Here is a 24659-nt window from a genome sequence, read left to right on the forward strand (position 1 = left end):
CAAAAAATTATTTGTTGTTTTTTTCATTGTTACTGTGAGTCTAGGGATGTTTGCTTCTGTAGGAAGTGCCTCTGCTGTAAAATATGAGAAATCATGGGGGAGTGAGCTAGATCCTTCTAAGTTATTAAGGACACCGGTGGCGATGGCAAGGGATGCAAAAGGATTTTTGTATGTTGTTGATATGGGGAATAATAGGGTTTTGAAAATAGATAAGAATGGAGAAGTTGTTGATGCGATAGGCACTTTAGGTGAAGGCCAGGGACAGTTTAATATGCCATTTGGTATTGCTGTTGATAAAGAAGGTAATATTTTAGTTGCGGATACAGCGAATTATCGTATTCAAAAATTTAATGAGGAGTTTCAATTTATTAAAAGTTGGGGCACAAAAGGTAAAGGAAGTGAGCAGTTCTCGTTTCCTAGGGAAATTGCAGTAGATAGCGATAACAATTACTATATTACGGATGAATACAATCATCGTATTCAAAAATATAGCCCGAATGGGCAGTATATTCAAACAATAGGGAGTTATGGAAAGGCGAATGGAGAAATGGCTTTACCACAAGGTATCGCGATAAATAAACAAGACGAGGTCTATATTGCAGACACATATAACAATCGTATTCAAGTGTTTGATAAAAAAGGGGAATTTAAGCGAGTAATCGGAACAGGAATTGCAGGTTTAGGCCCATATCAATTCTACCATCCAAGAGGAATAAATTTTGACTCAACATCTGGATCGCTATATGTAGCAGATACTTATAACAATCGGATAATGAAATTTACAAATAAAGATCAATTTCTATATACAGTAGGTAACTTTTTCTATTTTGTTTATCCAAATCAAGTTCTTCCGGATGATAAAGGGAATATTTATATAACGGATACGGGAAATAATCGTGTACTTTTATATAATGAAGTAGGCCTAACAGCGGTAATGAAGAAAACTATAGGTAATGAAAGGAATGGAAATACACAATATGCAGGACCTTATGATGTCGAAAGAGACACGAATGGAAATGTATTTGTATCTGATTCCTTTAATCATCGAATTTTGAAATATGATACAACTGGGAAGATTGTTGGGAAGTGGGGAAATTTATTTGGTGCTGGTGGACCACTAGGATACGGAAGTCTTCCAGGACAGTTTTATGTTCCAAGACAAATTGCAACGGATCGTTACAATAACGTGTATGTATCTGACTCTGTAAATCATCGTATCCAAAAATTCACTAATTCAGGAATAGCGCTTGCTTCATATGGTTCATTTGGAGTATTACCAGGTTTTTTTCAATTTCCATCTGGAATAGCTATTGATAGTAAAGGAAACATATTTATAGCTGATTCAGAAAATCATCGTATTCAAAAATTTAATCCATTCTTTGTATATATGAAAGAATGGGGGAGAAAAGGAACTGGAGAGGCAGAGTTTTTTCAATCTATGCAATTAGCGATTGATTCAAAAGATAATGTTTATGTTGTGGATCGGATTAATAATAGGGTTCAAAAATTTGATAATGAGGGTAACTTTCTTACAAAATGGGGCACAAATCATGGAGCTGGAAACTTAGACCCACTAGAAAATTGGAGAGAGGGTTCAGGAGATCTTTTTTTGCCAATAGGAATTGAGATCGATATAAATAATACGGTGTATGTCACAGATACTTCTAATAATCGCGTGAATATTTATAATGAAAATGGGGATTTTTTAGAGTCTTTTGGAAGCTTTAGTGGTATATCAGGGCATTTTTTCTCGCCACAAGGAATAGATGTGGATAGCCAAGGGAATATCATTATTACAGATGGTTTACTCCAAAGAATTCAATTTTTTAAGAAAGCTAATTAATATTGGAGGCTCAAAATACTTGTTAGAGAGGATAGAAGTTTAATAGTTTCGGAATGCGGTATAGGTAGGAATAAAATATTTATATCAAATTGTAAAGGTGTTTAATGGAAATCGGAGAAGATACATGTATACTAACAACCTCATTTATATGATTCAAAGAAAAAGTCATAATTACGGATGGAGAACTTTGGCGTGTTTGATTCTATCAGAAAGAAAAATATGGGGAGGATCACAATGTCGATGAAAAAACGTAAATGGCTAAGAATGATGGCTACTGGTTGTGTTTTAGGTTCGTTATTAATAACGGCAGCTTGTTCAGGAAAGAAAACGAGTACAGAGGATGAAAAGACGATTAAGGTAGGGGTTCTTGCTTCATTAACAGGTCCGTTAGAATCCTATGGAAAACAAACAGTGAACGGATTTGAATTAGGGTTAGACTATGCAACCGGTGGAACTGGGAAAGTGGAAGGGAAGAAGATTAAGTTTGTTGTAGAAGATACAGAAACAAAAGCTGATGTAGCGGTTAAAAAAGCTACGAAGTTATTAGAAGAAGAGAAAGTTGATTTTTTAGTCGGATCGTCTAGTTCAAGTGATACATTAGCGGTTTTACCATTAGCTGAAGAATATGAAAAAATAATGGTTGTAGAACCGGCAGTAGCTGATAGTATTACCGGGAAGAACTGGAATAAATATATTTTTAGAACGGGTAGAAATTCATCTCAAGATGCAGTCGCTGGTGCTGCAGCAATTGCTAAAAAAGATGTGAAAATAGCAACGTTAGCACAAGATAATGCTTACGGCCGTGAAGGGATTGCTGCATTTAAAGCTGGAGCGAAGAAATTAGGTGCGAATATTGTAAACGAGCAATATGCTGATACAAATTCAACTGATTTCACTGCTAATATTCAAAATATTATTAGCTCAAAACCAGATTATTTATTTATCGTTTGGGCAGGGGCGAATTCACCTTGGAAACAGTTGAAAGATATGAATGTGGAAGCGCAAGGTATTAAAATCTCTACCGGTGCACCAGATATACCGGCATTAAAAACGATGGATGCATTAGTAGGAATGCAAGGCTTTTCTGTTTATTATCATACACTCCCGAAAAATAAGGTGAATGATTGGTTAGTGGAAGAACATAAAAAACGATTTAATGGTACGGTGCCAGATTTATTTACAGCAGGTGGAATGTCAGCGGCAATTTCTATTGTAGAAGCTTTAAAGAAATCAAAAGGAGATACAGATGTAGATACGTTGATTAAGAAAATGGAAGGAATGGAATTTGATACACCGAAAGGAAAGATGAAGTTTAGAGAAAGGGATCACCAAGCGATGCAGACACTTTATTCTATCACGTTGAAAAAGCAAGATGGTGTTGACTATCCAGTGCCAGTATTAGAGCGAGAATTAACGATGAAAGAGACAGAACCACCAGTTCAAAAAATAGACTGAATTTTCTGTTGTTTTTGTATAAAGAGGGGATCCCCTCTTTATACGTATTTCTTTCATACTTAAAGCTTTACAGGGAGGGATTTCATGACGCATTTGCTTGAAACGAAAAATCTTAGCGTATCTTTTGGTGAACATCACGTTATTAAGGATGTGAATGTAACAGTACAAAAAGGAAAGCTTATTTCCATTATTGGACCAAATGGTGCAGGAAAGACAACGTTATTTAATTTACTTAGTGGACAAATTCCTCCAACAAAGGGTGAAGTATATTTTAAAGGACAAGAGATTACAAAGTTATCAATTTCAGATCGAACTCGATTAGGAATTGGTCGTTCTTTTCAACTTACAAATATATTCCCAGAGTTAACGGTACTTGAAAATGTTCGTTTAAGTGTTCAATCATTCGTACAAGATTATTATAGTTTCTTTCCGAGTTCGGCAAAATATAAGCAACAAGTTGGAGAGGCGAGACGTTTTTTAAAAACAGTATTACTTCAGGAGAAGGAACATGTATTAGCGAAAGATTTAGCGCATGGAGAAAAAAGAAAGTTAGAGCTTGCGATGTTATTAGCTTTAAAAACGGATGTGTTACTACTTGATGAGCCGACTGCAGGTATATCAGTTGAGGAGGTACCGGCTATTTTACAAGTGATTGAAAATATTAAAAAACATCCAGAGAGTACAATTGTACTTATTGAACACAAAATGGATATGGTACTAGGTTTGTCAGACCATCTTATCGTTTTATTCCATGGAGAACTATTGGCTGAAGGATTGCCCGAAGAGATTATGAAAGATGAGCGTGTACAAAGTGCTTATTTAGGGGGATTATATAGTGGCACTATTACAAGTGAATAATATAGAGACGTATTTAGATCAGTTTCATATTTTACAAGGGGTATCTCTTACTGTTGAGAAAGGGACGATTACTGTACTGTTTGGAAGAAATGGGGCAGGAAAGACTACGACATTACGTTCGGTTATGGGATTTCACCATATCGCACACGGTGAAATTTATTATGATCATACACAAGTAAATGGACTATCTACACATTTAATTTCAAGAAAAGGAATAGGGTATGTACCAGAAAATCAAGGTATTTTTCATGATCTGACAGTAGAAGAGACATTCGCTCTTGCTAGAGGAAAGGGCGAAGAAGCAGAAGAGAAAATCGAGTGGATGCTTGAATTATTTCCAGATTTAAAGCAGTTTTGGCACAAAAAAAGCGGACTCTTAAGTGGAGGACAAAAGCAAATGCTAGCAATTTCAAGAGCATTTATTAATAGTGATGGTTTATTACTTATTGATGAGCCGAGTAAAGGCTTGTCCCCTATTATGATAGAAAAGTTAATGATAGCCATTTTAAAAATGAAAGAGAAAACAACAGTTTTACTCGTTGAACAAAATTTTATGATGGCTAGTCAAATTGGTGATTACTTTTATATTATGGATAACGGAAAAATGGTTCATAACGGTTTTATGCATGAATTAAAAGAGGATAAGGAAATGTGTCATAAATATTTAGGAATCTCTTAACATGAATCCGAGGTGAGAAGGATGGATGTGTTAATCAATTTATTTGTAAATGGGATTTCAACAGGGATGCTCATTTTTTTATTAGCATCAGGTCTTTCACTTATTTTCGGTTTAATGAGCGTTCTAAACTTCGCACATGGTGGTTTATTTGCCTGGGGAGCATTTACAGGTGTTTGGTTATTTAATATGACAGGTAGTTATGTATTAGCGTTAATGGGAGCAATAGCTATGGGGATGTTTCTTGGGTTCATTTTAGAAAGATTCCTTATTAGACCGGTGTATGGAAATCATGTTCGCCAGCTTCTTGTGACGCTGGGAGGAATGCTTGTACTTAGTGAATGTATTAAAGTATTTTGGGGCCCTAATCCAATTGGTGCAAAATTACCATTATGGCTACAAGGAAGTTTTACATTCGGAGGCGTTATCTTAATTAAATATCGTCTATTCGTTATTATAATAGGGATTATTATATACATCGCCTTACTATTATTGCTCAAAAAAACAAAGATAGGTCTTATGATACGAGCTGGTGTAATGGATAAAGAGATGGTTCAAGCGCTCGGTATTAACGTAAAAGCAATATTTTCTTTCGTCTTTTTATTAGGAGCAGGGATGGCTGCCTTAGGAGGCTTCTTATTAGCACCATATTCAGGCGTGATTTTCGCCGAGATGGGTATGCAGTATGCAATTTTAGCTTTCATAGTAGTAATTATTGGAGGGTTAGGGAGCGTACAAGGTTCAGCAATCGCGTCTTTAATTGTCGGATTAGCTGGTGCTTTTACAGCGTATTTCATACCAGATTTATCACTTGCAATCAATATGTTAATGTTACTATTTTTCTTAATAGTGAAGCCAAACGGACTTCTTAGTGAAAAGGGGTGAAATGGTGAGCAGCACATCAAATCGAATTAAAGTATACTTCGGAGTAATTATGCTCATTTGTTTAAGTGTATTTCCATTCGTAAATGATTCACGGAGCTTGTTAATTTTGTTCACTCAAATCTTCATCTTTGCTATTTTTGCAATGAGTTTTGATGTATTGCTTGGATATACCGGAATTGTATCGTTCGGTCATTGTATGTTCTTTGGAATAGGAGCATATGGCGTAGCGCTTTTATTTGATTGGCAAGGAGTATCCATAACGAACTTTTTAATAGGGATAATAGCTGCAATTATCATTTCAGCAATGGTTAGTTATATAATCGGTTTGCTTTCTTTACGACTGAAAAGTCATTTTTATGCAATGTTAACACTTGCTATTTCACAATTGTTTTTCGTACTTGCTGAAAAATGGCGTTGGCTCACTCACGGAGGAGATGGTTTTACATTTGGTGTACCAGACTTATTCCGTGATCGTTTTACCTTTTATTATGTAACACTTATATGTTTAATTGTCATTTTTATTCTGTTACGTCTTTTCACTAAATCTTCTATTGGAAAAGTATTAAAGGCAATTTCACAAAATGAGCAACGTGTCGAAGCACTAGGATATAAAGTTCTTCATTACAAAATTATCGCTAGTATTGTGGCAGGAGTAGTAGCTGCGATTAGTGGTGGTTTATTTGTTATCACATTGCGCTTTGTAAATACGACTGTATTTTCAATTGAGATGACATTAAATGCATTATTGATGACAATGATTGGAGGCGTCGGAACGTTAATTGGAGCAATTGCTGGAGCTGGAATTATTGAATCATTGAAATATTATTTATCAGAACTAGCCACAGAGTTTCCGATTTTTGAAAGATGGACGATTATTCTCGGTTTATTGTACATTATCGTATTGCTAGTTTTCCCGAAAGGATTAGTTGGCACGATTAAGAGGCTGAAGAATATGAAACGGAATAAGAAGGAGAAAAGTGCAGAAGTGGAGCAAAATGTGTGAAAAATCTATTGTATAGAATATAAAAATCCCTCTTTTAGATTCGTAAAGGAGGGATTTTTATTGGTGTATGTAATTTTAGTTAGTTTATAGCTATTAAATTAATCAAATAGTTCAGCAGGTATTTGTTTTAAAGAGATTTGATTCGTAAAGAAATGAACAGCTAATTTCTCAATTGGAATATTTTCAATTGGTACCAATTTATCATTTTTAATCGGTAAAAAGGCTATCCCTTTTCCGTCCTGAATAAACTCTTCCATAAGCGAATAAGAATCTAATTGTTGAAGTTGACGCTGAGATAAATTATTTTCTTTTAGAAATTGTATCGTCTTATTTCTAAAAGGGCACTTTTTGTCATTACTAACGAAGAAGAGTTCCTTTGAATAGTCAATGGTACGTGTTTCTTTCGTTTTCAATAAGCCTATAGAAATTGAAGTAGTAAATACTTTTTTAAAAGCTGCGTCGGGATCATCCTCGTAAGTAATGACCATATCAACTTTTTGTTGCTGCAGTAATTTTTGCAAATGACTACTATTTTCTACATATATTTGATAATTCCTGAAATTTTCTTTAATACGCTTACTTACATAAGTAGTCAAAATAGATTGTGACGTCGCGATTATATAAGAAGAACCACTCGTTTTAATTTTATCTTTTGCTTCTTCTACTAAAGTTAATATTTGATTCGTGTAGTCTAATAAAATGTCCCCAGAAGGTAACAAGGAAACGCCTTTGTTATCTCTATGTAGTAAAGGAGTTTCTAATTCTTGTTCTAATTTTTTAATACGCTCAGTTACGTTTGGCTGAACATATCCTAACTCTTTAGCAGCTTTACTAATAGAACCTTCACTAGCTACAGTTTTGAATATAATAAGATCATTTATTTCCATGTATCACAGCCCCTTATACGGTATCATTATAAATGATATCAAACATAATTTATACCTATTTTACGTTAGCCAATCGTCGGTTTATCATTGTGTATATAAGTTAGAAAGTGAGTGATAAACATGATTGGAATGCAATATAAGGTCATTTTGCCAAAGGATTATGACATGGAGATTATTAAAAAAAGAGTAAAGGATAATGGGCATAAAACTGATGGTTTTCAAGAACTAAATTTTAAAGCGTATTTAATTAATGAGGCAGGTAAGGACGGGAATTTCTATAACTGTTATGCCCCTTTATATGTTTGGAATGGCCATGAAGGAATGAATAAATTTATATTTGAAGGGTATTACGATAATATTTTACAATCTTTTGGATGGCAACAAATAAATATGGGTGTTCCATTCGTTGTTAATCTAAGTGATGATTTTAAAAAAAGTAAATATGCTGTTGAGTATACAGGGAGTATTTCTCAAAGTAATTCACTGAGAGGGACTCAATTAAACACTATGAATGAGAATGTACAAAACATAGAAAAATGTTTAGGAAATATAATCATTTATAATCCAGATAAATGGGGATATAGCTATATCAGGTTTTATAATGAAAAGCCTGATATGGTAACGAATAAAGATGTTACAGTATATGAGATTTTACACATTTCACGATGAAAATTTGTTGAAGTTTAAGAAAAGGAATGAAAATGTATGCCTTTTGTGAACGTTTATTATCATGAAAATAAATTAAATAAAGAAGAGTTGAAAAAGATAGGTGACTGTATTCATTTTTCATTAATTGAACATTTTAACATCCCTGAAAATGATTTCTTTCAAATGTTTTTGCCCTATCAACAAAATCACTTTTTATATAATCCATATTATTTATTAGAAGGAGGAAAAAAGAGAACAGAGAATATGATCTATGTTTCTATTACATGTGGACCGGGAAGAACGATAAAACAGAAAAGGGATCTGTATCAGTCGATATCCTTGAAGGTTTCTGAGTGTTCTAAAATAAAAAGTGCAGACATTTTTATTACACTAAATGAGACAGCTGCTGAAAATTGGTCATTTGGTCAAGGAATGGCACAATTGGTAAAAACGAAGGGGGAGTGAAATGATGAATGATTCCATTGAATATTGTATTCTAGAGAAAATGAGAGAAAAGGCACCTGTATTTGCTCATTATAGTGAAGAGATATTGTTCGAAGAAGTGTGGCGGGATGCCACTTTATCATTAAGAGAAAGAAGTTTATGTACAGTAGCGGCACTAATTAGTCTTAATCAGCCAGAACAATTACCATTCCATTTGCGACTGGCCAAACAAAATGGAATTAAAGAAAATGAAATGATTGCATTAATAACACATATGGCTTTTTATGTTGGTTGGCCCAAAGTAGTAGGCGCTTTAAATATAGCAATGAATGAAATGGAAAGTTAAGAATAACGATAAGAAAGAATTCATTTAAACATGAATTCTTTCTTATCGTTATTTATGTAATACTCTAATAAGATATTTTTCACGTTTTCTCTTGCTTTTTTATCACTTGCGTAGTAAAGTGATGGTAAGATTCACGATAGGAAGTGATCAAACATGCGTGATAATACGATAGGATCATTAATATGGTTACGTTTAATACGATTTACGAACCAAAGTAATCAGATGTCAAATGAGTTTTTAAAACGTTTTGATTTAACGACAGCTCAATTTGATGTGCTTTTACAAATACGTAGGTATCAACCACTAACGCAAATGGAGTTAGCTGAAAAGGTAACTGTTACTCAAGGTGGTATTTCTCGAATGTTAACTCGTCTTGAGAAAGAAGGATATATAGTACGAAAACAAGATTGGAAAACGAAAACAATTAGTCTTACAGAGCAAGGGGAAGCCGCTTTAGAAAAAGCACTGCCAGAGCAGCTTGCATTTCAATCTTCGTTTTTTGATGATGTATTAAATGAAGAAGAGCAGAAAATATTATACGAACTAATAACGAAAGTGCATAAACACAGTGAAAAAAAAGAATTACCGCAAGAGTAATTTTTTTTACATCATCAATTGACTAATCAAGTCATAGTTAATTGATGAAAATTAATATGACTTAATTAAAGGAGAAATCAACTATGGAAAAATATCGTATGGATACAAGTAAAGGAATGGAGTTTGGATTATATTCAATTGGGGATCATGTGTTAAATCCACATAACGGAGATAAAATTAGCGCGGAACAAAGAATTCATGAGTTAATTGAAACAGCAAAGTTAGCGGATCAAGCTGGACTTGATGTATTTGCTGTCGGTGAAAGTCATCAAACACATTTTACAACGCAAGCTCATACAGTTATTTTAGGAGCTATTGCACAAGCTACGAAAAATATAAAAATTGCGAGTTCAGCTACGATAATAAGTACATCTGATCCGGTACGAGTATACGAGGACTTTGCTACAATTGACTTAATTTCTAATGGACGTGCAGAAATTGTAGCTGGTCGTGGATCTCGTATTGGGGGATATAGTTTACTCGGTTATGACGTAAATGATTATGAAGAGTTATTTGAAGAGAAGATGAATCTTTTATTAAAAATTAATAACGAGGAACATGTAACATGGAACGGACAGTTCAGAGCACCACTTACACATGCATCGATTATTCCAAGAGCTAAAGATAATAACTTAACAATTTGGCGCGCAGTTGGTGGCCCACCAGCTAGTGCAATTAAAGCAGGATGGGCGGGTGTGCCAATGATGATAACAACACTAGGTGGTCCAGCTATTAACTTTAAAGGGTCAGTAGATGCTTACCGTGAGGCTGCTGAGCAAAGTGGATTTAATCCAGCAAGTTTACCAGTTGCAACAACGAGTTTATTTTATACAGCAAAAAATTCACAAGATGCATTTAATGAATACTATCCTCATATTAATGCTGGTATGCTTACACTGCGCGGTGATGGATATCCGAAACAACAATTTATAAATACAGTAGATTATCGTGATGCATTAATGGTTGGTAGCCCGCAACAAATTATTGAAAAAATGCTTTACCAATATGAATTGTTTGGACAACAACGTTTTATGGCACAAATTGATTTTGGCGGCGTACCATTTAATAAAATTGAGAAAAATATTGAATTAATTGCTACTGAAATTTTACCGGCTGTTAGAAAACATACAGCAAAATAATTTAAAAAATACCGAGAGTCTAATGGATTCTCGGTATTTTTCATGTATGAACTTAGTTTGAAAAAATAACAAAAAAATGAATTTTTAGTCTAGAAAGAGGGAGGATATTTTCTATTTTTGAATAACATTATTTCGTGTTTGAATTTTAGAAATACATTTTTCTCTTGACAAAAAAATCACTGATTTCTTCGTTTTATTAGAGGACATTTTTTCGCATGAAAGTCAAGTGTATGAAGAGAAAAGTGATTATTTTATTGAGATGAAAGTAAGTATTATATTAAAAAATGCATTTTATTAATGAAAAAAATCTAATTCAAAAAAATGACAAAAGACATATTTCAGACAAAATGATGTCAATAATACGTCAAAAATCAGCTGAATTTACTATGCAGGTATATTATACAATTCGATTAACGGATAAAACACTACTGAAATAGTGAAAAGGTAAATTTTATGAGAAAGTTCTTTTGTAATTATCTTGAAAACTGAAAATTTATATTTTCTAAAAGTACATAAACAAATTTATCTTTCTATATTTCTAGTATTTGAGTTGTTTTATTTATACAACTCAATTGAAATTACGATATAAAAAATTATGAAGGAAGTGATTGTAGTATGGAAACGCTCGAATTGGCACGAATACAATTCGCATCAACAACGATTTTCCATTACTTTTTTGTTCCGCTGTCTATTGGTTTAGCTTTTATCATTGCGTTAATGCAAACGTTATATGTGGTAAAGGGACAAGAAATTTATAAGAAGATGACGAAGTTTTGGACACAAATATTCCTTGTTAACTTTGCGGTAGGTGTAGTAACTGGTATTTTACAAGAATTCCAGTTTGGCATGAACTGGTCAACCTATTCACGTTTCGTAGGTGATGTGTTTGGTCCATCACTTGCTATTGAAGGTTTATTAGCATTTTTCATTGAGTCTACATTCTTAGGTTTATGGGTATTCGGTGAGGATAAATTACCAAAGCGCATTCACCTTTTATGTATTTGGCTCCTTTCAATTGGAACAATGTTATCAGCATTTTGGATTTTAACTGCAAGTGCATTTATGCAATCGCCAGTAGGATATGAAATGGCAGCAGATGGGCGTGCACAAATGAATGATTTCTTAGCAATCATTCAAAATCCACAATTATGGGTACAATTCCCGCATACAATTACAGCGGCAATTGCAACTGGTGCATTCTTTATTGCAGGTGTGAGTGCATGGAAAATAACGAAAGCTCAAGAAACTGAAGTGTTTAAAAAATCATTCCGCATTTCTATCATTGTTGGAACACTTACAACGGCGCTAGTATTATTCTTCGGTCATGCGCAAGCGCAACAATTAATTAAGACACACCCAATGAAAATGGCGGCAGCTGAAGCGTTATGGAATACGAGTGAAGATCCAGCGCCATTTACTGTATTTGCGAAAATTGATGCAGAGAAGAAAGAAAATTCGTTTGAAATTCAAATCCCTTATATGCTAAGTCTATTATCATTTGATAAATTTAGCGGTCAAGTAGAAGGGATGAATCAAATTCAAAAGCAATATGAAGAAAAATATGGGCCTGGAGATTATATTCCGCCAGTACACACTATGTTTTGGAGTTTTAGAGCGATGGTAATGAGTGGAACATTTATGCTTCTTCTGGGAGCGTACGGATGGTTCTTATCAAGAAAAGATCGTTTAGCTGAAAAAACTTGGTATTTAAAATTAATGGTGTATGCAATTTCACTACCGTTTATCGGTAATACAGTAGGATGGATTATGACTGAAATGGGACGTCAGCCTTGGGTAGTCTTCGGTGTTATGAAAACGGAAGATGCTGTATCTCCAAATGTTACGTTCGGAGAAGTATTATTCTCTTTAGTTTCGTTCACATCACTATATTTAATTATAGGAGGAATTACTGTTTACTTATTCGTTCGTATTATTAAAGGACATGAGAATAAGAAAGCGAAACAGGATTCTCAAAGCCATGATCCATTTGATAAGGAGGATGAGTATGTTATCTCTTAATGAGTTGTGGTTTATCATTATTGCAATTTTATTCGTAGGCTTTTTTGTACTTGAAGGTTTCGATTTCGGTGTAGGTATAGTTTCAAGGTTTTTAGGAGAAAACGATTTAGAGAAAAGGATTTACTTAAATACAATTGGCCCATTTTGGCATGCGAATGAAGTATGGCTTGTTTGTGCAGGTGGCGCTATGTTCGCGGCATTCCCGCACTGGTATGCAACTTTATTTAGCGGGTTTTACATTCCGTTTGTATTTATGCTTCTCGCTTTAATTATAAGAGGTGTTTCGTTTAAATTTCGTGCAAAAATAGACAATCATAAATGGAAAGGTTTTTGGGATTGGGGTATGTTTTTAGGAAGTATACTACCTCCTATCCTTTGGGGAGTTGCCATTGCTAACTTTATGGTAGGTATTCCAATTGATGAGACGAAAAATGCTGTAGGTGGATTCTTACAATTACTTCATCCATTTGCATTACTTGGAGGAGTTATGTTCCTTCTGTTATGTATTGTTCACGGATTGCAATTCCTTACTATACGTACAACAGGTAAGTTAAGAGAACGTGCACGTATTGCCGCATTGAAAATTGCACCACTCGCAATTATAGCACTTCTTATTTTTGCCGGTGTAGGGTTATGGAAAACAGATATTTTCACTGGTCATGGTACAGAGTGGATTATGGTTCCAATCGGAGCTTTTGTAGCGTTATGTGCGTCAACATTATTAAATAAAAGAAGAAGAGATGGTTGGGCTTTCTTTATGACAAGTTTAACAATCATTTTACTAAGTGCGAGTGTGTTTGCTGGCATGTTCCCACGTGTCTTAATTAGCTCGTTAGGGTCAATATACGATTTGACAATTTATAATGCAGCATCAGGAGATTATGCACTAAAACTGATGACGTATTTTTCAATTGCTATATTGCCATTTGTTTTGGGAAGTCAAATATGGAGTTTCTATGTGTTTAGACAACCTGTTAAGTCAGATAAAGATTTGGAGTACTAATGAAAAGAAAAAAAGGACTTCCGTCGTATCCTGGTAGCCGAGTTTTATATGTAGTGTTAACACTCATTAGCATTTTAGAAGCTTTTAGTATTATTGCACAAACGGTGTTTTTAGCGAGGGCTATTACGTTTTTATTTCAGGGAGAAACAGTGCAATCTGTGTTAAATGAAACGATTTATTTTGGAATCACGTTTGCAGTACGTCACATGCTAGTTCGAGTATCGCAAATATTAGTGGAACGTTTCGCTGAAAAAACAGGATCGCTACTGAGAAAACAATTAATAGAGGCATATTTCACACTAGGTCCACGATATGTTCAAACTGCTGGAACAGGTCATCTGGTTACCTTATCGATAGAAGGTATTGAGAAATTTAAAACATATATTGAATTAACAATTCCTAAAATGATAAGAAGTAGTATCGTACCGGGACTAATTGTACTATATGTTTTTACGCTAGATATTGAGTCTGGAATCATTTTAGTTGTAACGATTCCTATCGTAATTATATTTATGATCCTACTAGGATTAGCAGCGCAGAAAATGGCGGATAGTCAGTATGAGACATATCGTGTACTTTCTAATCATTTTGTAGATACGTTAAAAGGGTTAGAAACATTAAAGTATTTAGGTAAAAGTAAACAGCACGAAGGAAAGATTGAAAAAGTAAGTAAAAGATATAGAAAAGCAACGATGCGTACTTTGCGAGTTGCTTTTCTTTCTTCTTTTGCATTAGATTTCTTTACGAGTTTATCAATCGCATTTGTGGCGGTTGGATTAGGGATACGTTTAATAGATGGGACAATTGTACTATTGCCAGCCCTTACGATTTTAATTTTAGCTCCGGAATACTTCTTGCCGATTAAACAAGTTGGAGCAAATTATCATGCTACGTTAGATGGACAACTTGCAATGGAGCAAATAGAAGAGATTTTACAGCAACAAAAAGAAATAGGAAAGAAAGAATCTAATGTAGATATAGTATGGAATTCCTCTAGTAACTTGAAATTACAAGATGTAAAAGTAAAGAATGATGAATCTGAAAAAGCTATATTAGAGGGAATTGATTTTACTTGGAAAGGTACTGGCGCTATAGGTGTAATTGGTGAAAGTGGGGCAGGGAAATCGACGTTAATCGATGTATTAGCAGGTTTTTTAACTCCTTCTGGTGGAAAAATGATCGTAAATGGTGTGGGAATTGACGGGACTACTCGTGAAGAGTGGCAAAAGAATATTGCTTATATTCCGCAGCAACCTTATATTTTCCCGCTTTCATTAAAAGATAACATTTGTTTCTATGAAACAAATACAACTGATGAAGAAGTAGAAAGAGTTATTAATGAAGTTGGTCTTCGTGCGCTTGTTACATCGCTTCCAAATGGGATGTACGAAAAAATTGGAGAAGGGGGACGTATGCTTAGTGGCGGACAAGAACAACGTGTCGCTATGGCGCGTGCCCTTTTAAGTAAAAAGCCAATTATTTTATTAGACGAGCCTACGGCACATCTTGATATTGAAACTGAATTTGAAATAAAGCAATCGATGTTACGTCTGTTTGAAGGTAAGTTAGTATTTCTTGCAACACATCGTCTTCACTGGATGAAGCAGATGGATCATATTCTTATTTTAAATAAAGGGGAAATGATAGAAAGTGGAACGTATGAAGAACTTTTAAAGAATGAAGCATTACATTTTCATAGGAAAGAGAGGGGATAGAGATGAGTAACTGGATTAAATCTTATATACAGCAAAATAAAGGTAGAATGACTGTAACTATTTTCCTTGGTCTTCTTGGAGTTAGTTCAGGTGCGATGTTACTTTTCATTTCAGGTTATTTAATCTCTAAATCTGCTCTTAGACCAGAAAATGTAATGGCAGTTTATGTACCTATCGTTGCAACACGTGCGTTTAGTATAGGACAAGCGGTATTTCATTATTTAGAGCGTTTAGTTGGACACGATGTTGTATTACACATATTAGAAAAGATGAGAACGAAACTATATGGGATAGTAGAACCACAGGCGTTATTTTTTCGTTCACGATTTCAAACGGGCGATATGTTAGGCGTATTATCCGAAGATATAGAGCATTTGCAAAACCTATATTTACGTACAATATTTCCTAGCATATTAGCATTAGTTGTATATAGCATATTCGTAGTTGTTATTGGTGCATTTGACGTAGTGTTTGCACTTATTGCAGGGTGTATGCTAGCGATTATCGTTTTTCTTCTTCCATTTGTATCATTACTTTTAATGAAGCAACATCATGTTACTTTAAAGCAAGGAAGAAGCCGTTTGTATCAACAACTAACAGACGCTGTTTTTGGATTATCTGATTGGCAAGCAAGTGGTAGAAAAGATGAATTCATTCATAAGTATGTAGAACAAAATGCGCAGTTGTTAAAAACGGAAAAAAGAATGAAGCGCTGGAATCATATTCGAGACAGTATCATTCAATTGGTAGTGGGGATTGTAGTTATTTCAATGATCATATGGACTGGAAATGAGGCGGCAAGTGAACAAATTGCACCTACCGTTATTGCGGCTTTCGTCTTAATGACGTTATCTGTCACTAATGCGTTAATTCCTCTTTCTGATGCTATCGATCGCATTCCATCATATGTAGAATCTACTCATCGTCTAAATCAAATAGAAGGTAATGATGTTTTACAGGATGAAAAGGGTTTACATGGAGATAAAGATTATGCTGCATTAAAACATATAGACATTGAATTAAATCATGTATCGTATAGTTACCCGGATAGTAATGAATTCGTATTGAAAGAAGTATCACTACAAATAAAGGCAGGAAAGAAAATTGCCATTTTAGGAAGAAGCGGAACAGGAAAATCTACTTTGTTAAAATTGTTAACAGGTGCGCTAAGTCCGTTACAGGGTGAAGTTTTATTGAATAGTGAACATGCTCATACGAATCTTTTATCAAAATATATTTCTGTATTGAATCAAAAGCCGCATTTATTCGATACGACAATTGGAAATAATGTGCGAATCGGCAAACCAGAGGCTACGGATGAAGAGATATGGAAAGCTTTAGAGAAAGCACAATTAGCTTCGCATATTGCTACTCTTCCAGATGGATTACAAACAAAAATGCATGAAATGGGAAAAAGGTTTTCTGGCGGGGAGAGACAACGAGTTGCTTTTGCTAGAACGCTAATGCAAGAAGCACCAATCATTGTACTTGATGAGCCGACGATAGGCTTAGATCCAAAGACAGAATTATCTTTAATAGAAACAATGTTTTCTGCAACGGAAGAAAAGACAGTAATTTGGATTACGCACCATCTTGTAGGAATTGAACATGTAGATGAAGTTATATTCCTTGATCGTGGTAAAATTGTGATGCAAGGGAGTCATGAACAACTTCTGAAAGAAAATGAGAAGTATCGAAAGCTTTATGAGTTAGATAAAGGAATATAGTTTGAATAAGTAATAATTGTGAAAATAGCTACGCCTAATGGTGCAGCTATTTTTGTTTTGAAATGAATATTCTATTCTTCTTTCATATTGGATTGCAGATGTATATGATTGTTACGAATGAAAAATGAATTTCATATTATACATATAATGGAGGGGGATATACATGAAGGAGCAGTATAAAATTATTGTTTTCTGTGATGAATTATCAGGGGGAAGGATTCAAAATGCATTAGACAAAAATAAATGTAAAACAATAGTTCATGTTGTAGACGTTTCAGCTATTGTTCGTATAGAGAGTTCTTTTCAATATATAGTTATTTGGAGAGTGGACGCAGAAAAACTTGTAAATGAGTTGATAAATAAGGGCGTGCAAAGTAAAAAAATTATTAATTTAACAAAATACATGTATGAATGGAGGAATAAATTAATTTCTATATATCAAATAAATCCGGATCTTATGTTTTTATACATGTCTATGAAAAAAGCAAAGAGTGATCCGACTTATGAATTGTTTGCTACAGGTTTGTCTTATCCCCATTGTGGCATAAGTACGGAACTACTCTCAAAAAAGTCAATAAAATTAACACTTCCATCGCAAGATCTATACTATGATTATTTAATAGCGTCACAACTGCTATCAAACGATCATTCATTTCAATATTGTTTGATAGGAATAGCCTATTTCTCTTTTTACTTTGACATGTCGTTATCATCTGAAGCATATAGAATTCACAAAGTATATTATCCATTGTTTCAAGACGGTCATCATACTGTAGTGCATTCTCCTCTACCCACTGATGGATTCTCACATCTAGATACCCCGAAACCACTTTCTTCTATTTTTAACTTGCATTTTGAATATATTTTATTAGACGAACTAAAAGATGAATCATTGATATTGCCCTGGATAAATGCTGAATGGAATATCACTCCCCTCCACACTACTTTTGAAGAACACGGAAAAATAAGAGCAGCTTCACATACTAAATTATCATATCCTCATACTTTAGTTGAATATAAAACGATTTTCAAAAAATATTTAGAACTACTGTTAAAACATGATATAAAACCACTAATTGTTGTATTCCCTGTTACTTCACATTATTTCAATTGTAGTAGTAAGAAATTAAAAGAGGATTTTTATAAAGTTATAAATGATTTTCAAACTCAATATTCTTTTCGGATTATTGACCTATTTGATTCACCATTATTTTACGATGATGATTTTTATGATAGTGATCATATGAATAAAAAAGGTGCTAATAAAATGTCTGCGTTATTAAATATGCTTATTTAGGAACGAAAAGTATGATATTTTGTTTCATGTTTGCATAAAAGTATATAGGCTCCATACAGTTAAAGTAATGTGATTTTTGTGTCGCGTATATAAATAATATGCGAAGAGGTGAGAGAGTAAAATGAGAACTCGAATAGAAAGAACTGAAGAGGTCGTAGATCAACTTCCTTTGGTAAGTGTTTTAATTCCTACGTATAATCGTCCTCACTACTTTGAAGAGGCATTATGTAGTGTGTTAGAACAAACGTACCCTAATATAGAAATTATAGTTGGAGATGATAGCACGAATGACGAAACAGAAAAGGTGTTACAAAAATACTTATGTGATTATTCAAATATTATTTATATAAAAAACAGGTCAACTCTCGGACAGTTTGAAAATGCGCTCATGTTATTTAATGAAGCGAACGGTGAGTATATAAACTTTTTAATGGATGATGATTTATTTCATGTGAATAAAATTGAAAGAATGATGAAGTATTTTTTCAATGATCTAGATAATGAAATTAAGCTTGTAACATCTCATCGTCAAGTAATTGATGATAAAGGAGAAGAACTACGTCATATTTATTCAACTGTTCGTTTATTTGAAGAGGATATGATTATAGAGGGAACAGAATTAGGGAATAGGGTAATTGTCGATCAAAAGAATTATATTGGAGAACCGACCACAGTTTTGTTTCGTAAAAGTGATTTACAAGAACCGTATGGAATCTTTGATAAGAGGAGGTATCTATGTAACGTAGATATAGCTTCATGGTTATCTTTATTAAGTAAAGGAAAAGCAGTATATATAGCAGAGACACTTAGTTACTTTCGATTACATACAGATCAACAGTTAAATGAATCTAATAAAATGATGGATGGATTAGAAGATTTTTCACATAGTATTCTAGCAGGAGAAAAATATGGTTTCTTATCCATCGAAAAAGAGTTAGACAAAGCGATAACTAATTTTCTAGATTACGCAAGAAGGATAGTTCCATCATCGATATTATATACATTAGACTATTATCAAAAAATTAAAGAAAAGAAAATAAACATAGAAAAGAAAAAACAACATATAAATAATAATTCTCCTTTACCGAAAGTAAGTATACTTATTCCTGCGTACAATAGACCTTATTACTTGGAATTGGCACTCAACAGCGCCCTAAATCAAACATATGAAAATATTGAAATTGTTATTTCTGACGACAGTACAAATAATGAAGTCAATGCTATGATTCAACCGTATTTACGTGAATATAAGTGTATTACATATGTTAAAAATGAAACGCCGTTAGTTGCTGAAAACTTTAATAAGTGTATACAACTTGCGAACGGTGAGTATATAAACTTTTTATTAGATGATGATTTATTTCATCATGAAAAGATCGAGAAAATGATGAAATACTTTTTGACGTTAGAGAATATTTCATTTGTGACATCATATCGTGAACTGATTGATGAGAATGGAGAGATATTACCACCTTCAACATTAAATATGAAAATCGCGAAAGAAACTACGCTTTTTGAAGGAAAAGAATTAGGGAATTATATGTTAAAAAATTTGAAAAATGTAGTTGGTGAGCCGACAACTGTTTTGTTTAGTCGGGAATTGTTTGAAGGGAAGTTTGGGTATTTTAAAGGAAAGGCGTATTCTGCTATTAACGATATTGCAACATGGCTAGATATGATGAGGAAAGGAAAAGTAGTTTATATACAAGAACCTCTCAGTTATTTTAGACAACATAGTGGACAAAATCAAAAACAAATGCATTTTATTTTAATGACAATTGAAGAGTGGATTGAATTAATTATAGATGCATATAATAGTGGATTTTTAAGTTCTGAAAGAGATTATAAAGAGAGCTTATCTTATTGTTTAGAAAATGCGGGATTTATAGTTAAGGATGCGGCAAGAAATGGAGAACTAGATCAAATTTATAATGAAAAGATTAAAAAAGGGTTAAACAAGCTGATTGCTCATATGTTTGAAAAAGAGTCTTGTTACTGTCAATATTGCAATCAACAATTTGAAAAATTTTCCCCTTGGCCAGCACATTATGATTTTCCGAAATATAAATTTGAGATGTGGAATAAAGATACGGGGATATGTCCAGTTTGTAGTTCAATGGATCGTGAAAGATTGTATCGTGCGTACATTGAAGCGGAAACGGACTTGTTAAGTAAAAAATATACAATGCTTCATATTGCACCAGAAGCAAAGGTAAGAGATTGGTTTAACGAGTATAGAAATATTACTTATGTATGTGGGGATTTAGAACCAAAGGACCCATTAATGAAGGAAATTGATGTTACAAGCATTACATATGATAGTAATACTTTTGATGTAATTTTATGTAGCCATGTATTAGAACACGTTCTTGATGATGACAAAGCAATGCGAGAGTTATATAGAGTTTTAAAGCCAAATGGATGGGGAATTATTCAAGTACCAATCGTAATGAATGTAGATTCTATTATAGAGAATGAATTAATTGTAACACCACAATTGAGGAAATTAGCTTTTGGTCAAGAGGATCATGTGAGAATATATAATCAATCGGGATTCATTCAACGATTAATGAATGCAGGATTTAAGGTGGAATTATATAACATAGCTGAAAGACAAGGAATGAAAAGTGCTAGGAAATTTGGATTGTCTGAAACAGATATGCTCTATATTGTCCGAAAATGATAGGAAGGAATAGATAGATATGGAGAATATTCCTTTTTTACGTGCTTCAACTGTACCTGTAATTGAGTATTTGGAAGAATTGAAGGAAATTGATACATCTCATATATATACGAATTATGGACCTATAAATCAACGTTTTGAGGAAACAATTATGTCGGATTTTTTTCAGAACAGGGGAGCTGTTACAACAGTAGCAAACGCAACGTTAGGGTTAATGGCGGCCATTCAACTTAAGAAAAGAAAAAAAGGAAAGTATGCCCTCATGCCTAGTTTTACATTCCCTGCGACTCCATTAGCAGCTATTTGGTGTGGATTGGAACCTTATTTTATTGATATTTCAATAGATGATTGGTATATGGATAAAACAGTACTTTTGGATAAGATTGAAGAATTAAAAGAAGAGGTTGCGATTGTTGTCCCGTACGCAACGTTTGGATCATGGATGAATTTAGAAGAATATGAAGAATTAGAGAAGAGGGGTGTTCCGGTTGTCGTAGATGCGGCACCGGGATTCGGATTAATGAATGGAAGTATGCATTACGGTCAGGATTTTAGTGGTATGATCGTATATAGCTTTCATGCAACAAAGCCGTTCGGAATTGGTGAAGGAGGGCTCATATATAGTAAAAAGGAAGAAGATATACAACGTATTAAAAGAATGGGGAATTTCGGATTTGATAAAAATCGTGAATGTACGATGATGGGGTTTAATTGTAAAATGTCTGAATATGCAGCAGCTATTGGGATTGCGACTATGAAAAAATGGGATCAAAAATTACAAGAACGCACCCGTATTTCTGAATGGTATAAACAATTGTTACAAAGTAATGGATTAATGAAAAAAGGATGGCAAGTCCAAAAGACAGAAGCGGTTATTCAACAATTTATGCCAATTCTTTGTCCAGAAGAAGTTTGTAACATACAAGTAATAGAAGAACTAAAAAAACAGAAAATAGAAGCTAGATTATACTTTTCACCATCATGCCACCAACAAGTTTTTTTTAGAAACTATAAGTCTACAGATTTAATAAAAACGAATAAAATAGCCAAAAGGATAGTAAGTTTACCTTTATGGGAAGGAATGACAAAAGAAATAGTAGAACAAATTGTAATCTGTTTAGGGCAGAAGGTGGTATCGGCAGATGAATAGTTTTTATAGTCAAGAAGAACTAAAGAAAATTGGATTTTTATCTGTTGGGAAAAATGTATTGATCAGTAAAAAAGCGAGTATATATAATCCAGGTGCTATATCAGTTGGTAATAATGTAAGAATTGATGATTTTTGCATTTTAAGTGGCAAAATCAAAATTGGAAGTTATTCGCATATATCAGCGTATACAGCGTTATATGGAGGGGAAGTTGGGATTGAAATGCATGATTTTGCAAATATCTCAGCTAAAACAATCGTATATGCAGTACTTGATGATTTCAGTGGAAATACTTTAATGGGACCAACTGTTCCGAGTCAATATAGGAATGTGAAAACAGAAAAAGTTATTTTAAAAAAACATGCGATTATTGGTGCTAATTCTATTATTTTTCCAAATGTAACTATAGGAGAAGGCACGGCAGTCGGTGCGATGAGTATGGTAAAAGAGAGTTTAGATGATTGGTATATTTATGCGGGAGTTCCCGTAAGAAAAGTAAAACCTCGTCAAAAAAAGATGCTAGAGTTAGAAATTGATTTTTTAAAAAGCATTCATTCTTAATAAAAAAGAATGAATGCTTTTTATTTTTATCCCGCTATTTGCCGGGCAGTAAAACCTCACCCAAAAATTCAGCGAAAGCAAAGAAGTTAGGTTGGGGACTCGCTGCCAGTAAAAAAACGATTGGTGAGGGCTGATTAAAGTTTCACTTTATGATAAAGCAGAATGTATCTTAATTTATTATGTTTTAAATTTTGCTGACCAAGGCAATACTGAGCCATAGTGAATGTAAAGTTGGAGGGCGATCGTATATGTTTGATGAGGATGGGATTGTTTTAATTATGGAACCAGCTGATGAAAGGAACTTGAGGAGATTTATTTTTTCAGTGCCAAAGTCAGTGTATGAAAAGAAGGGGTTTACATTACACTATGGAACAGCTATAGGACAAGGATATATGGATATAATTGAAGATATTATTAGCGTACATATAGAAATAGATGTTGTAACTATAATCGGGCATGTAAGAGGATGATTAGTTATTTGAAAAAAGGTTTTAAGTAATTTAGCTAGAAGTTATGATAGAGAAAATTGCAGACAATTTTAAAAATGAAGGGAGCCTACAATGAAAATAAAATCAATTTTATTAGCATGTATAGTCTCAATTGGATTAATGGGATGTTCACTAGTAGAGGAAGGAAAGAACTCCCTAGATTATGCGCAAAAAGCGACAGATTATGTAAATGAAATAAGTGCATTTGCAAATGATGCACCAGCATTAGCAGAAAAGGCTGTTAATGATAGCGAGGCTCGAAAAGAATTAGAAACGAAGCTTAGTGAAATTAAACAAGACATACCTGCATTCAATGAATTAACGCCACCTGATGTAGCAAAGGATCTTCATCAGCAAATTGTCGGATATAACGAAAAGTTAAATACGTTAATTGATACGGCGATGACAAAGATAGAAGAAGGAAAAGTGGATGTAGAGCAATTTAAAAACTCTGAGCTTATGCAGACGGTAGATCAAGTTCGAAATTTGAAAGATAAGGTGCAAAATTTAGGTCAATAGTAAAAGGCTCCGTTTGTGATAAACGGAGCCTTTTACTATTGGATACAATAAACGATTACACCAACGATAATAATCATGTTGCCGATGAGTTTACGTTTCGTTATTTTTTCTCCTAGGAAATACCAACCGAAAATTAATATGATGATATAACTTAAGGATTCTAATGCTGATGCTTGTTTTAATGCCATGCCCTTCATGGCGATAACATTTAATCCAGCGTTAATTACAAATAAAGAGTAGCCGATAACAACATAAGGATTCACATATTCTTTTATTCTAGAATCGTATTGTTGCAAAGTAGCTTTTTTTAATAATATTTGTGAATAATTAGCTAAAATTATCCCGAAAATAAATAATAACATATAACTATTCATCTTTTGTCACCACCACAATTCCGACGATAATAATAGCTGCACCAAGTAAATGATTCCACTGAATCGTATCTCCAAATAGAAATACTGACCAAAGCATTGACCATAGTATAATAATCCCGCGATGTGAATATGCTTTTGATATTTCGAAATGTTTAATTACTTGTTGCCATAAAATTGCATATCCAAATAAAAGTATAACTAGTCCGAAATAAGCAATAAAAAATGAGATTGAAGCAATGGGAAATTTAGCCGCCCATTTCATGTAAACCATAATGATAGAATATATCAAAAAAGCTACATGTAAAAATAAATAATTTTTAATAGTTGGTTTCATTTATTCACTC

General features: G+C 33.6%; 24 protein-coding genes. 21 read left to right on the top strand and 3 right to left on the bottom strand.

Going from position 1 to position 24659, the window contains the following annotated elements; translation table 11 throughout:
• Window positions 1-46: 46 nt before the first annotated feature.
• From AAG068_RS09405 to AAG068_RS09430, 6 genes are all read left to right on the top strand, one after another.
• Entirely contained in the window at window positions 47-1843 is a 1797-nt protein-coding gene (locus AAG068_RS09405; protein ID WP_342719058.1) for a 6-bladed beta-propeller, read from the top strand.
• Between the two features lie 234 nt (window positions 1844-2077).
• Window positions 2078-3298, top strand: coding sequence for a substrate-binding domain-containing protein (locus AAG068_RS09410; RefSeq protein WP_342719059.1), 1221 nt, complete (start codon window positions 2078-2080; stop codon window positions 3296-3298).
• A gap of 84 nt (window positions 3299-3382) precedes the next feature.
• Window positions 3383-4156: an ABC transporter ATP-binding protein gene (locus AAG068_RS09415; protein ID WP_166702591.1), complete on the top strand. Its 774-nt coding sequence runs from the start codon at window positions 3383-3385 to the stop codon at window positions 4154-4156.
• Window positions 4134-4835: an ABC transporter ATP-binding protein gene (locus AAG068_RS09420; protein ID WP_342719060.1), complete on the top strand. Its 702-nt coding sequence runs from the start codon at window positions 4134-4136 to the stop codon at window positions 4833-4835. The genes AAG068_RS09415 and AAG068_RS09420 overlap by 23 nt, the downstream gene beginning before the upstream one ends.
• Before the next feature lie 21 nt (window positions 4836-4856).
• On the top strand, window positions 4857-5717 hold the full coding sequence (locus AAG068_RS09425; RefSeq protein WP_342719061.1) for a branched-chain amino acid ABC transporter permease: 861 nt from the start codon (window positions 4857-4859) through the stop codon (window positions 5715-5717).
• A gap of 49 nt (window positions 5718-5766) precedes the next feature.
• Window positions 5767-6720, top strand: coding sequence for a branched-chain amino acid ABC transporter permease (locus tag AAG068_RS09430; protein ID WP_342719728.1), 954 nt, complete (start codon window positions 5767-5769; stop codon window positions 6718-6720).
• Between the two features lie 98 nt (window positions 6721-6818).
• Here AAG068_RS09430 and AAG068_RS09435 read toward each other — a convergent pair whose 3' ends face one another.
• Window positions 6819-7607, bottom strand: a complete 789-nt coding sequence (locus tag AAG068_RS09435; RefSeq protein ID WP_342719062.1) for a LysR family transcriptional regulator — start codon at window positions 7605-7607, stop codon at window positions 6819-6821.
• 120 nt (window positions 7608-7727) lie between these two features.
• Here AAG068_RS09435 and AAG068_RS09440 point away from each other — a divergent pair, with 120 nt between their 5' ends.
• From AAG068_RS09440 to AAG068_RS09510, 15 genes are all read left to right on the top strand, one after another.
• On the top strand, window positions 7728-8276 hold the full coding sequence (locus AAG068_RS09440) for a DUF4865 family protein (RefSeq protein WP_342719063.1): 549 nt from the start codon (window positions 7728-7730) through the stop codon (window positions 8274-8276).
• Window positions 8277-8312: 36 nt separating this feature from the next.
• Window positions 8313-8720, top strand: coding sequence for a tautomerase family protein (locus AAG068_RS09445; protein WP_342719064.1), 408 nt, complete (start codon window positions 8313-8315; stop codon window positions 8718-8720).
• Window position 8721: 1 nt separating this feature from the next.
• The gene (locus tag AAG068_RS09450) at window positions 8722-9045 is read left to right on the top strand and encodes a carboxymuconolactone decarboxylase family protein (RefSeq protein ID WP_342719065.1); all 324 of its coding nucleotides are present in this window, start codon (window positions 8722-8724) and stop codon (window positions 9043-9045) included.
• Between the two features lie 153 nt (window positions 9046-9198).
• The gene (locus tag AAG068_RS09455) at window positions 9199-9642 is read left to right on the top strand and encodes a MarR family winged helix-turn-helix transcriptional regulator (RefSeq protein WP_342719066.1); all 444 of its coding nucleotides are present in this window, start codon (window positions 9199-9201) and stop codon (window positions 9640-9642) included.
• Window positions 9643-9725: 83 nt separating this feature from the next.
• Window positions 9726-10781 (top strand): LLM class flavin-dependent oxidoreductase, encoded by a 1056-nt coding sequence (locus tag AAG068_RS09460; RefSeq protein WP_342719067.1) that lies wholly within the window; start codon window positions 9726-9728, stop codon window positions 10779-10781.
• A 615-nt stretch (window positions 10782-11396) separates the two neighbouring features.
• The gene (cydA, locus tag AAG068_RS09465; protein WP_098667563.1) at window positions 11397-12800 is read left to right on the top strand and encodes a cytochrome ubiquinol oxidase subunit I; all 1404 of its coding nucleotides are present in this window, start codon (window positions 11397-11399) and stop codon (window positions 12798-12800) included.
• A complete protein-coding gene (gene cydB, locus AAG068_RS09470) occupies window positions 12787-13803 on the top strand; it encodes a cytochrome d ubiquinol oxidase subunit II (protein WP_342719068.1) in 1017 nt (338 codons plus the stop codon). The genes cydA and cydB overlap by 14 nt, the downstream gene beginning before the upstream one ends.
• Window positions 13803-15518 carry a thiol reductant ABC exporter subunit CydD gene (cydD, locus tag AAG068_RS09475; protein WP_342719069.1) on the top strand — a complete coding sequence of 572 codons (1716 nt, stop codon included), beginning with the start codon at window positions 13803-13805 and terminating at the stop codon, window positions 15516-15518. The genes cydB and cydD overlap by 1 nt, the downstream gene beginning before the upstream one ends.
• A 2-nt stretch (window positions 15519-15520) precedes the next feature.
• Complete coding sequence (cydC, locus tag AAG068_RS09480; RefSeq protein ID WP_342719070.1) at window positions 15521-17245, top strand: thiol reductant ABC exporter subunit CydC; 1725 nt, start codon at window positions 15521-15523, stop codon at window positions 17243-17245.
• Window positions 17246-17408: 163 nt separating this feature from the next.
• On the top strand, window positions 17409-18542 hold the full coding sequence (locus tag AAG068_RS09485; protein WP_342719071.1) for a hypothetical protein: 1134 nt from the start codon (window positions 17409-17411) through the stop codon (window positions 18540-18542).
• Between the two features lie 121 nt (window positions 18543-18663).
• On the top strand, window positions 18664-21225 hold the full coding sequence (locus tag AAG068_RS09490) for a glycosyltransferase (RefSeq protein ID WP_342719072.1): 2562 nt from the start codon (window positions 18664-18666) through the stop codon (window positions 21223-21225).
• 19 nt (window positions 21226-21244) lie between these two features.
• The gene (locus AAG068_RS09495) at window positions 21245-22375 is read left to right on the top strand and encodes a DegT/DnrJ/EryC1/StrS family aminotransferase (RefSeq protein WP_342719073.1); all 1131 of its coding nucleotides are present in this window, start codon (window positions 21245-21247) and stop codon (window positions 22373-22375) included.
• Complete coding sequence (locus tag AAG068_RS09500) at window positions 22368-22934, top strand: acyltransferase (RefSeq protein WP_342719074.1); 567 nt, start codon at window positions 22368-22370, stop codon at window positions 22932-22934. The genes AAG068_RS09495 and AAG068_RS09500 overlap by 8 nt, the downstream gene beginning before the upstream one ends.
• A 248-nt stretch (window positions 22935-23182) precedes the next feature.
• Window positions 23183-23404, top strand: a complete 222-nt coding sequence (locus AAG068_RS09505) for a hypothetical protein (protein WP_342719075.1) — start codon at window positions 23183-23185, stop codon at window positions 23402-23404.
• Between the two features lie 90 nt (window positions 23405-23494).
• Window positions 23495-23941 (top strand): DUF6376 family protein, encoded by a 447-nt coding sequence (locus tag AAG068_RS09510; protein WP_342719076.1) that lies wholly within the window; start codon window positions 23495-23497, stop codon window positions 23939-23941.
• Window positions 23942-23976: 35 nt separating this feature from the next.
• On the opposite strand, the gene AAG068_RS09515 is transcribed toward AAG068_RS09510, so the two are convergent.
• Window positions 23977-24315 (bottom strand): EamA family transporter, encoded by a 339-nt coding sequence (locus tag AAG068_RS09515; RefSeq protein ID WP_342719077.1) that lies wholly within the window; start codon window positions 24313-24315, stop codon window positions 23977-23979.
• Window positions 24308-24649, bottom strand: a complete 342-nt coding sequence (locus AAG068_RS09520; protein ID WP_000805122.1) for an EamA family transporter — start codon at window positions 24647-24649, stop codon at window positions 24308-24310. The genes AAG068_RS09515 and AAG068_RS09520 overlap by 8 nt, the downstream gene beginning before the upstream one ends.
• Window positions 24650-24659 lie beyond the last annotated feature (10 nt).

This window comes from Bacillus paramycoides (assembly GCF_038971285.1).
In the GTDB taxonomy this organism is placed as follows: domain Bacteria; phylum Bacillota; class Bacilli; order Bacillales; family Bacillaceae_G; genus Bacillus_A.

Excerpts from the sequence above, each read along its gene's own strand:
- AAG068_RS09405 (WP_342719058.1), top strand. The coding sequence starts at position 47 with ATGTTTGCTTCTGTAGGAAGTGCCTCTGCTGTAAAATATGAGAAATCA.
- AAG068_RS09410 (WP_342719059.1), top strand. The coding sequence starts at position 2,078 with ATGTCGATGAAAAAACGTAAATGGCTAAGAATGATGGCTACTGGTTGT.
- AAG068_RS09415 (WP_166702591.1), top strand. The coding sequence starts at position 3,383 with ATGACGCATTTGCTTGAAACGAAAAATCTTAGCGTATCTTTTGGTGAA.
- AAG068_RS09425 (WP_342719061.1), top strand. The coding sequence starts at position 4,857 with ATGGATGTGTTAATCAATTTATTTGTAAATGGGATTTCAACAGGGATG.
- AAG068_RS09430 (WP_342719728.1), top strand. The coding sequence starts at position 5,767 with ATGCTCATTTGTTTAAGTGTATTTCCATTCGTAAATGATTCACGGAGC.
- AAG068_RS09435 (WP_342719062.1), bottom strand. The coding sequence starts at position 7,607 with ATGGAAATAAATGATCTTATTATATTCAAAACTGTAGCTAGTGAAGGT.
- AAG068_RS09440 (WP_342719063.1), top strand. The coding sequence starts at position 7,728 with ATGATTGGAATGCAATATAAGGTCATTTTGCCAAAGGATTATGACATG.
- AAG068_RS09445 (WP_342719064.1), top strand. The coding sequence starts at position 8,313 with ATGCCTTTTGTGAACGTTTATTATCATGAAAATAAATTAAATAAAGAA.
- AAG068_RS09450 (WP_342719065.1), top strand. The coding sequence starts at position 8,722 with ATGATGAATGATTCCATTGAATATTGTATTCTAGAGAAAATGAGAGAA.
- AAG068_RS09455 (WP_342719066.1), top strand. The coding sequence starts at position 9,199 with ATGCGTGATAATACGATAGGATCATTAATATGGTTACGTTTAATACGA.
- AAG068_RS09460 (WP_342719067.1), top strand. The coding sequence starts at position 9,726 with ATGGAAAAATATCGTATGGATACAAGTAAAGGAATGGAGTTTGGATTA.
- cydA (WP_098667563.1), top strand. The coding sequence starts at position 11,397 with ATGGAAACGCTCGAATTGGCACGAATACAATTCGCATCAACAACGATT.
- cydB (WP_342719068.1), top strand. The coding sequence starts at position 12,787 with ATGTTATCTCTTAATGAGTTGTGGTTTATCATTATTGCAATTTTATTC.
- cydD (WP_342719069.1), top strand. The coding sequence starts at position 13,803 with ATGAAAAGAAAAAAAGGACTTCCGTCGTATCCTGGTAGCCGAGTTTTA.
- cydC (WP_342719070.1), top strand. The coding sequence starts at position 15,521 with ATGAGTAACTGGATTAAATCTTATATACAGCAAAATAAAGGTAGAATG.
- AAG068_RS09485 (WP_342719071.1), top strand. The coding sequence starts at position 17,409 with ATGAAGGAGCAGTATAAAATTATTGTTTTCTGTGATGAATTATCAGGG.
- AAG068_RS09490 (WP_342719072.1), top strand. The coding sequence starts at position 18,664 with ATGAGAACTCGAATAGAAAGAACTGAAGAGGTCGTAGATCAACTTCCT.
- AAG068_RS09495 (WP_342719073.1), top strand. The coding sequence starts at position 21,245 with ATGGAGAATATTCCTTTTTTACGTGCTTCAACTGTACCTGTAATTGAG.
- AAG068_RS09500 (WP_342719074.1), top strand. The coding sequence starts at position 22,368 with ATGAATAGTTTTTATAGTCAAGAAGAACTAAAGAAAATTGGATTTTTA.
- AAG068_RS09505 (WP_342719075.1), top strand. The coding sequence starts at position 23,183 with ATGTTTGATGAGGATGGGATTGTTTTAATTATGGAACCAGCTGATGAA.
- AAG068_RS09510 (WP_342719076.1), top strand. The coding sequence starts at position 23,495 with ATGAAAATAAAATCAATTTTATTAGCATGTATAGTCTCAATTGGATTA.
- AAG068_RS09515 (WP_342719077.1), bottom strand. The coding sequence starts at position 24,315 with ATGAATAGTTATATGTTATTATTTATTTTCGGGATAATTTTAGCTAAT.
- AAG068_RS09520 (WP_000805122.1), bottom strand. The coding sequence starts at position 24,649 with ATGAAACCAACTATTAAAAATTATTTATTTTTACATGTAGCTTTTTTG.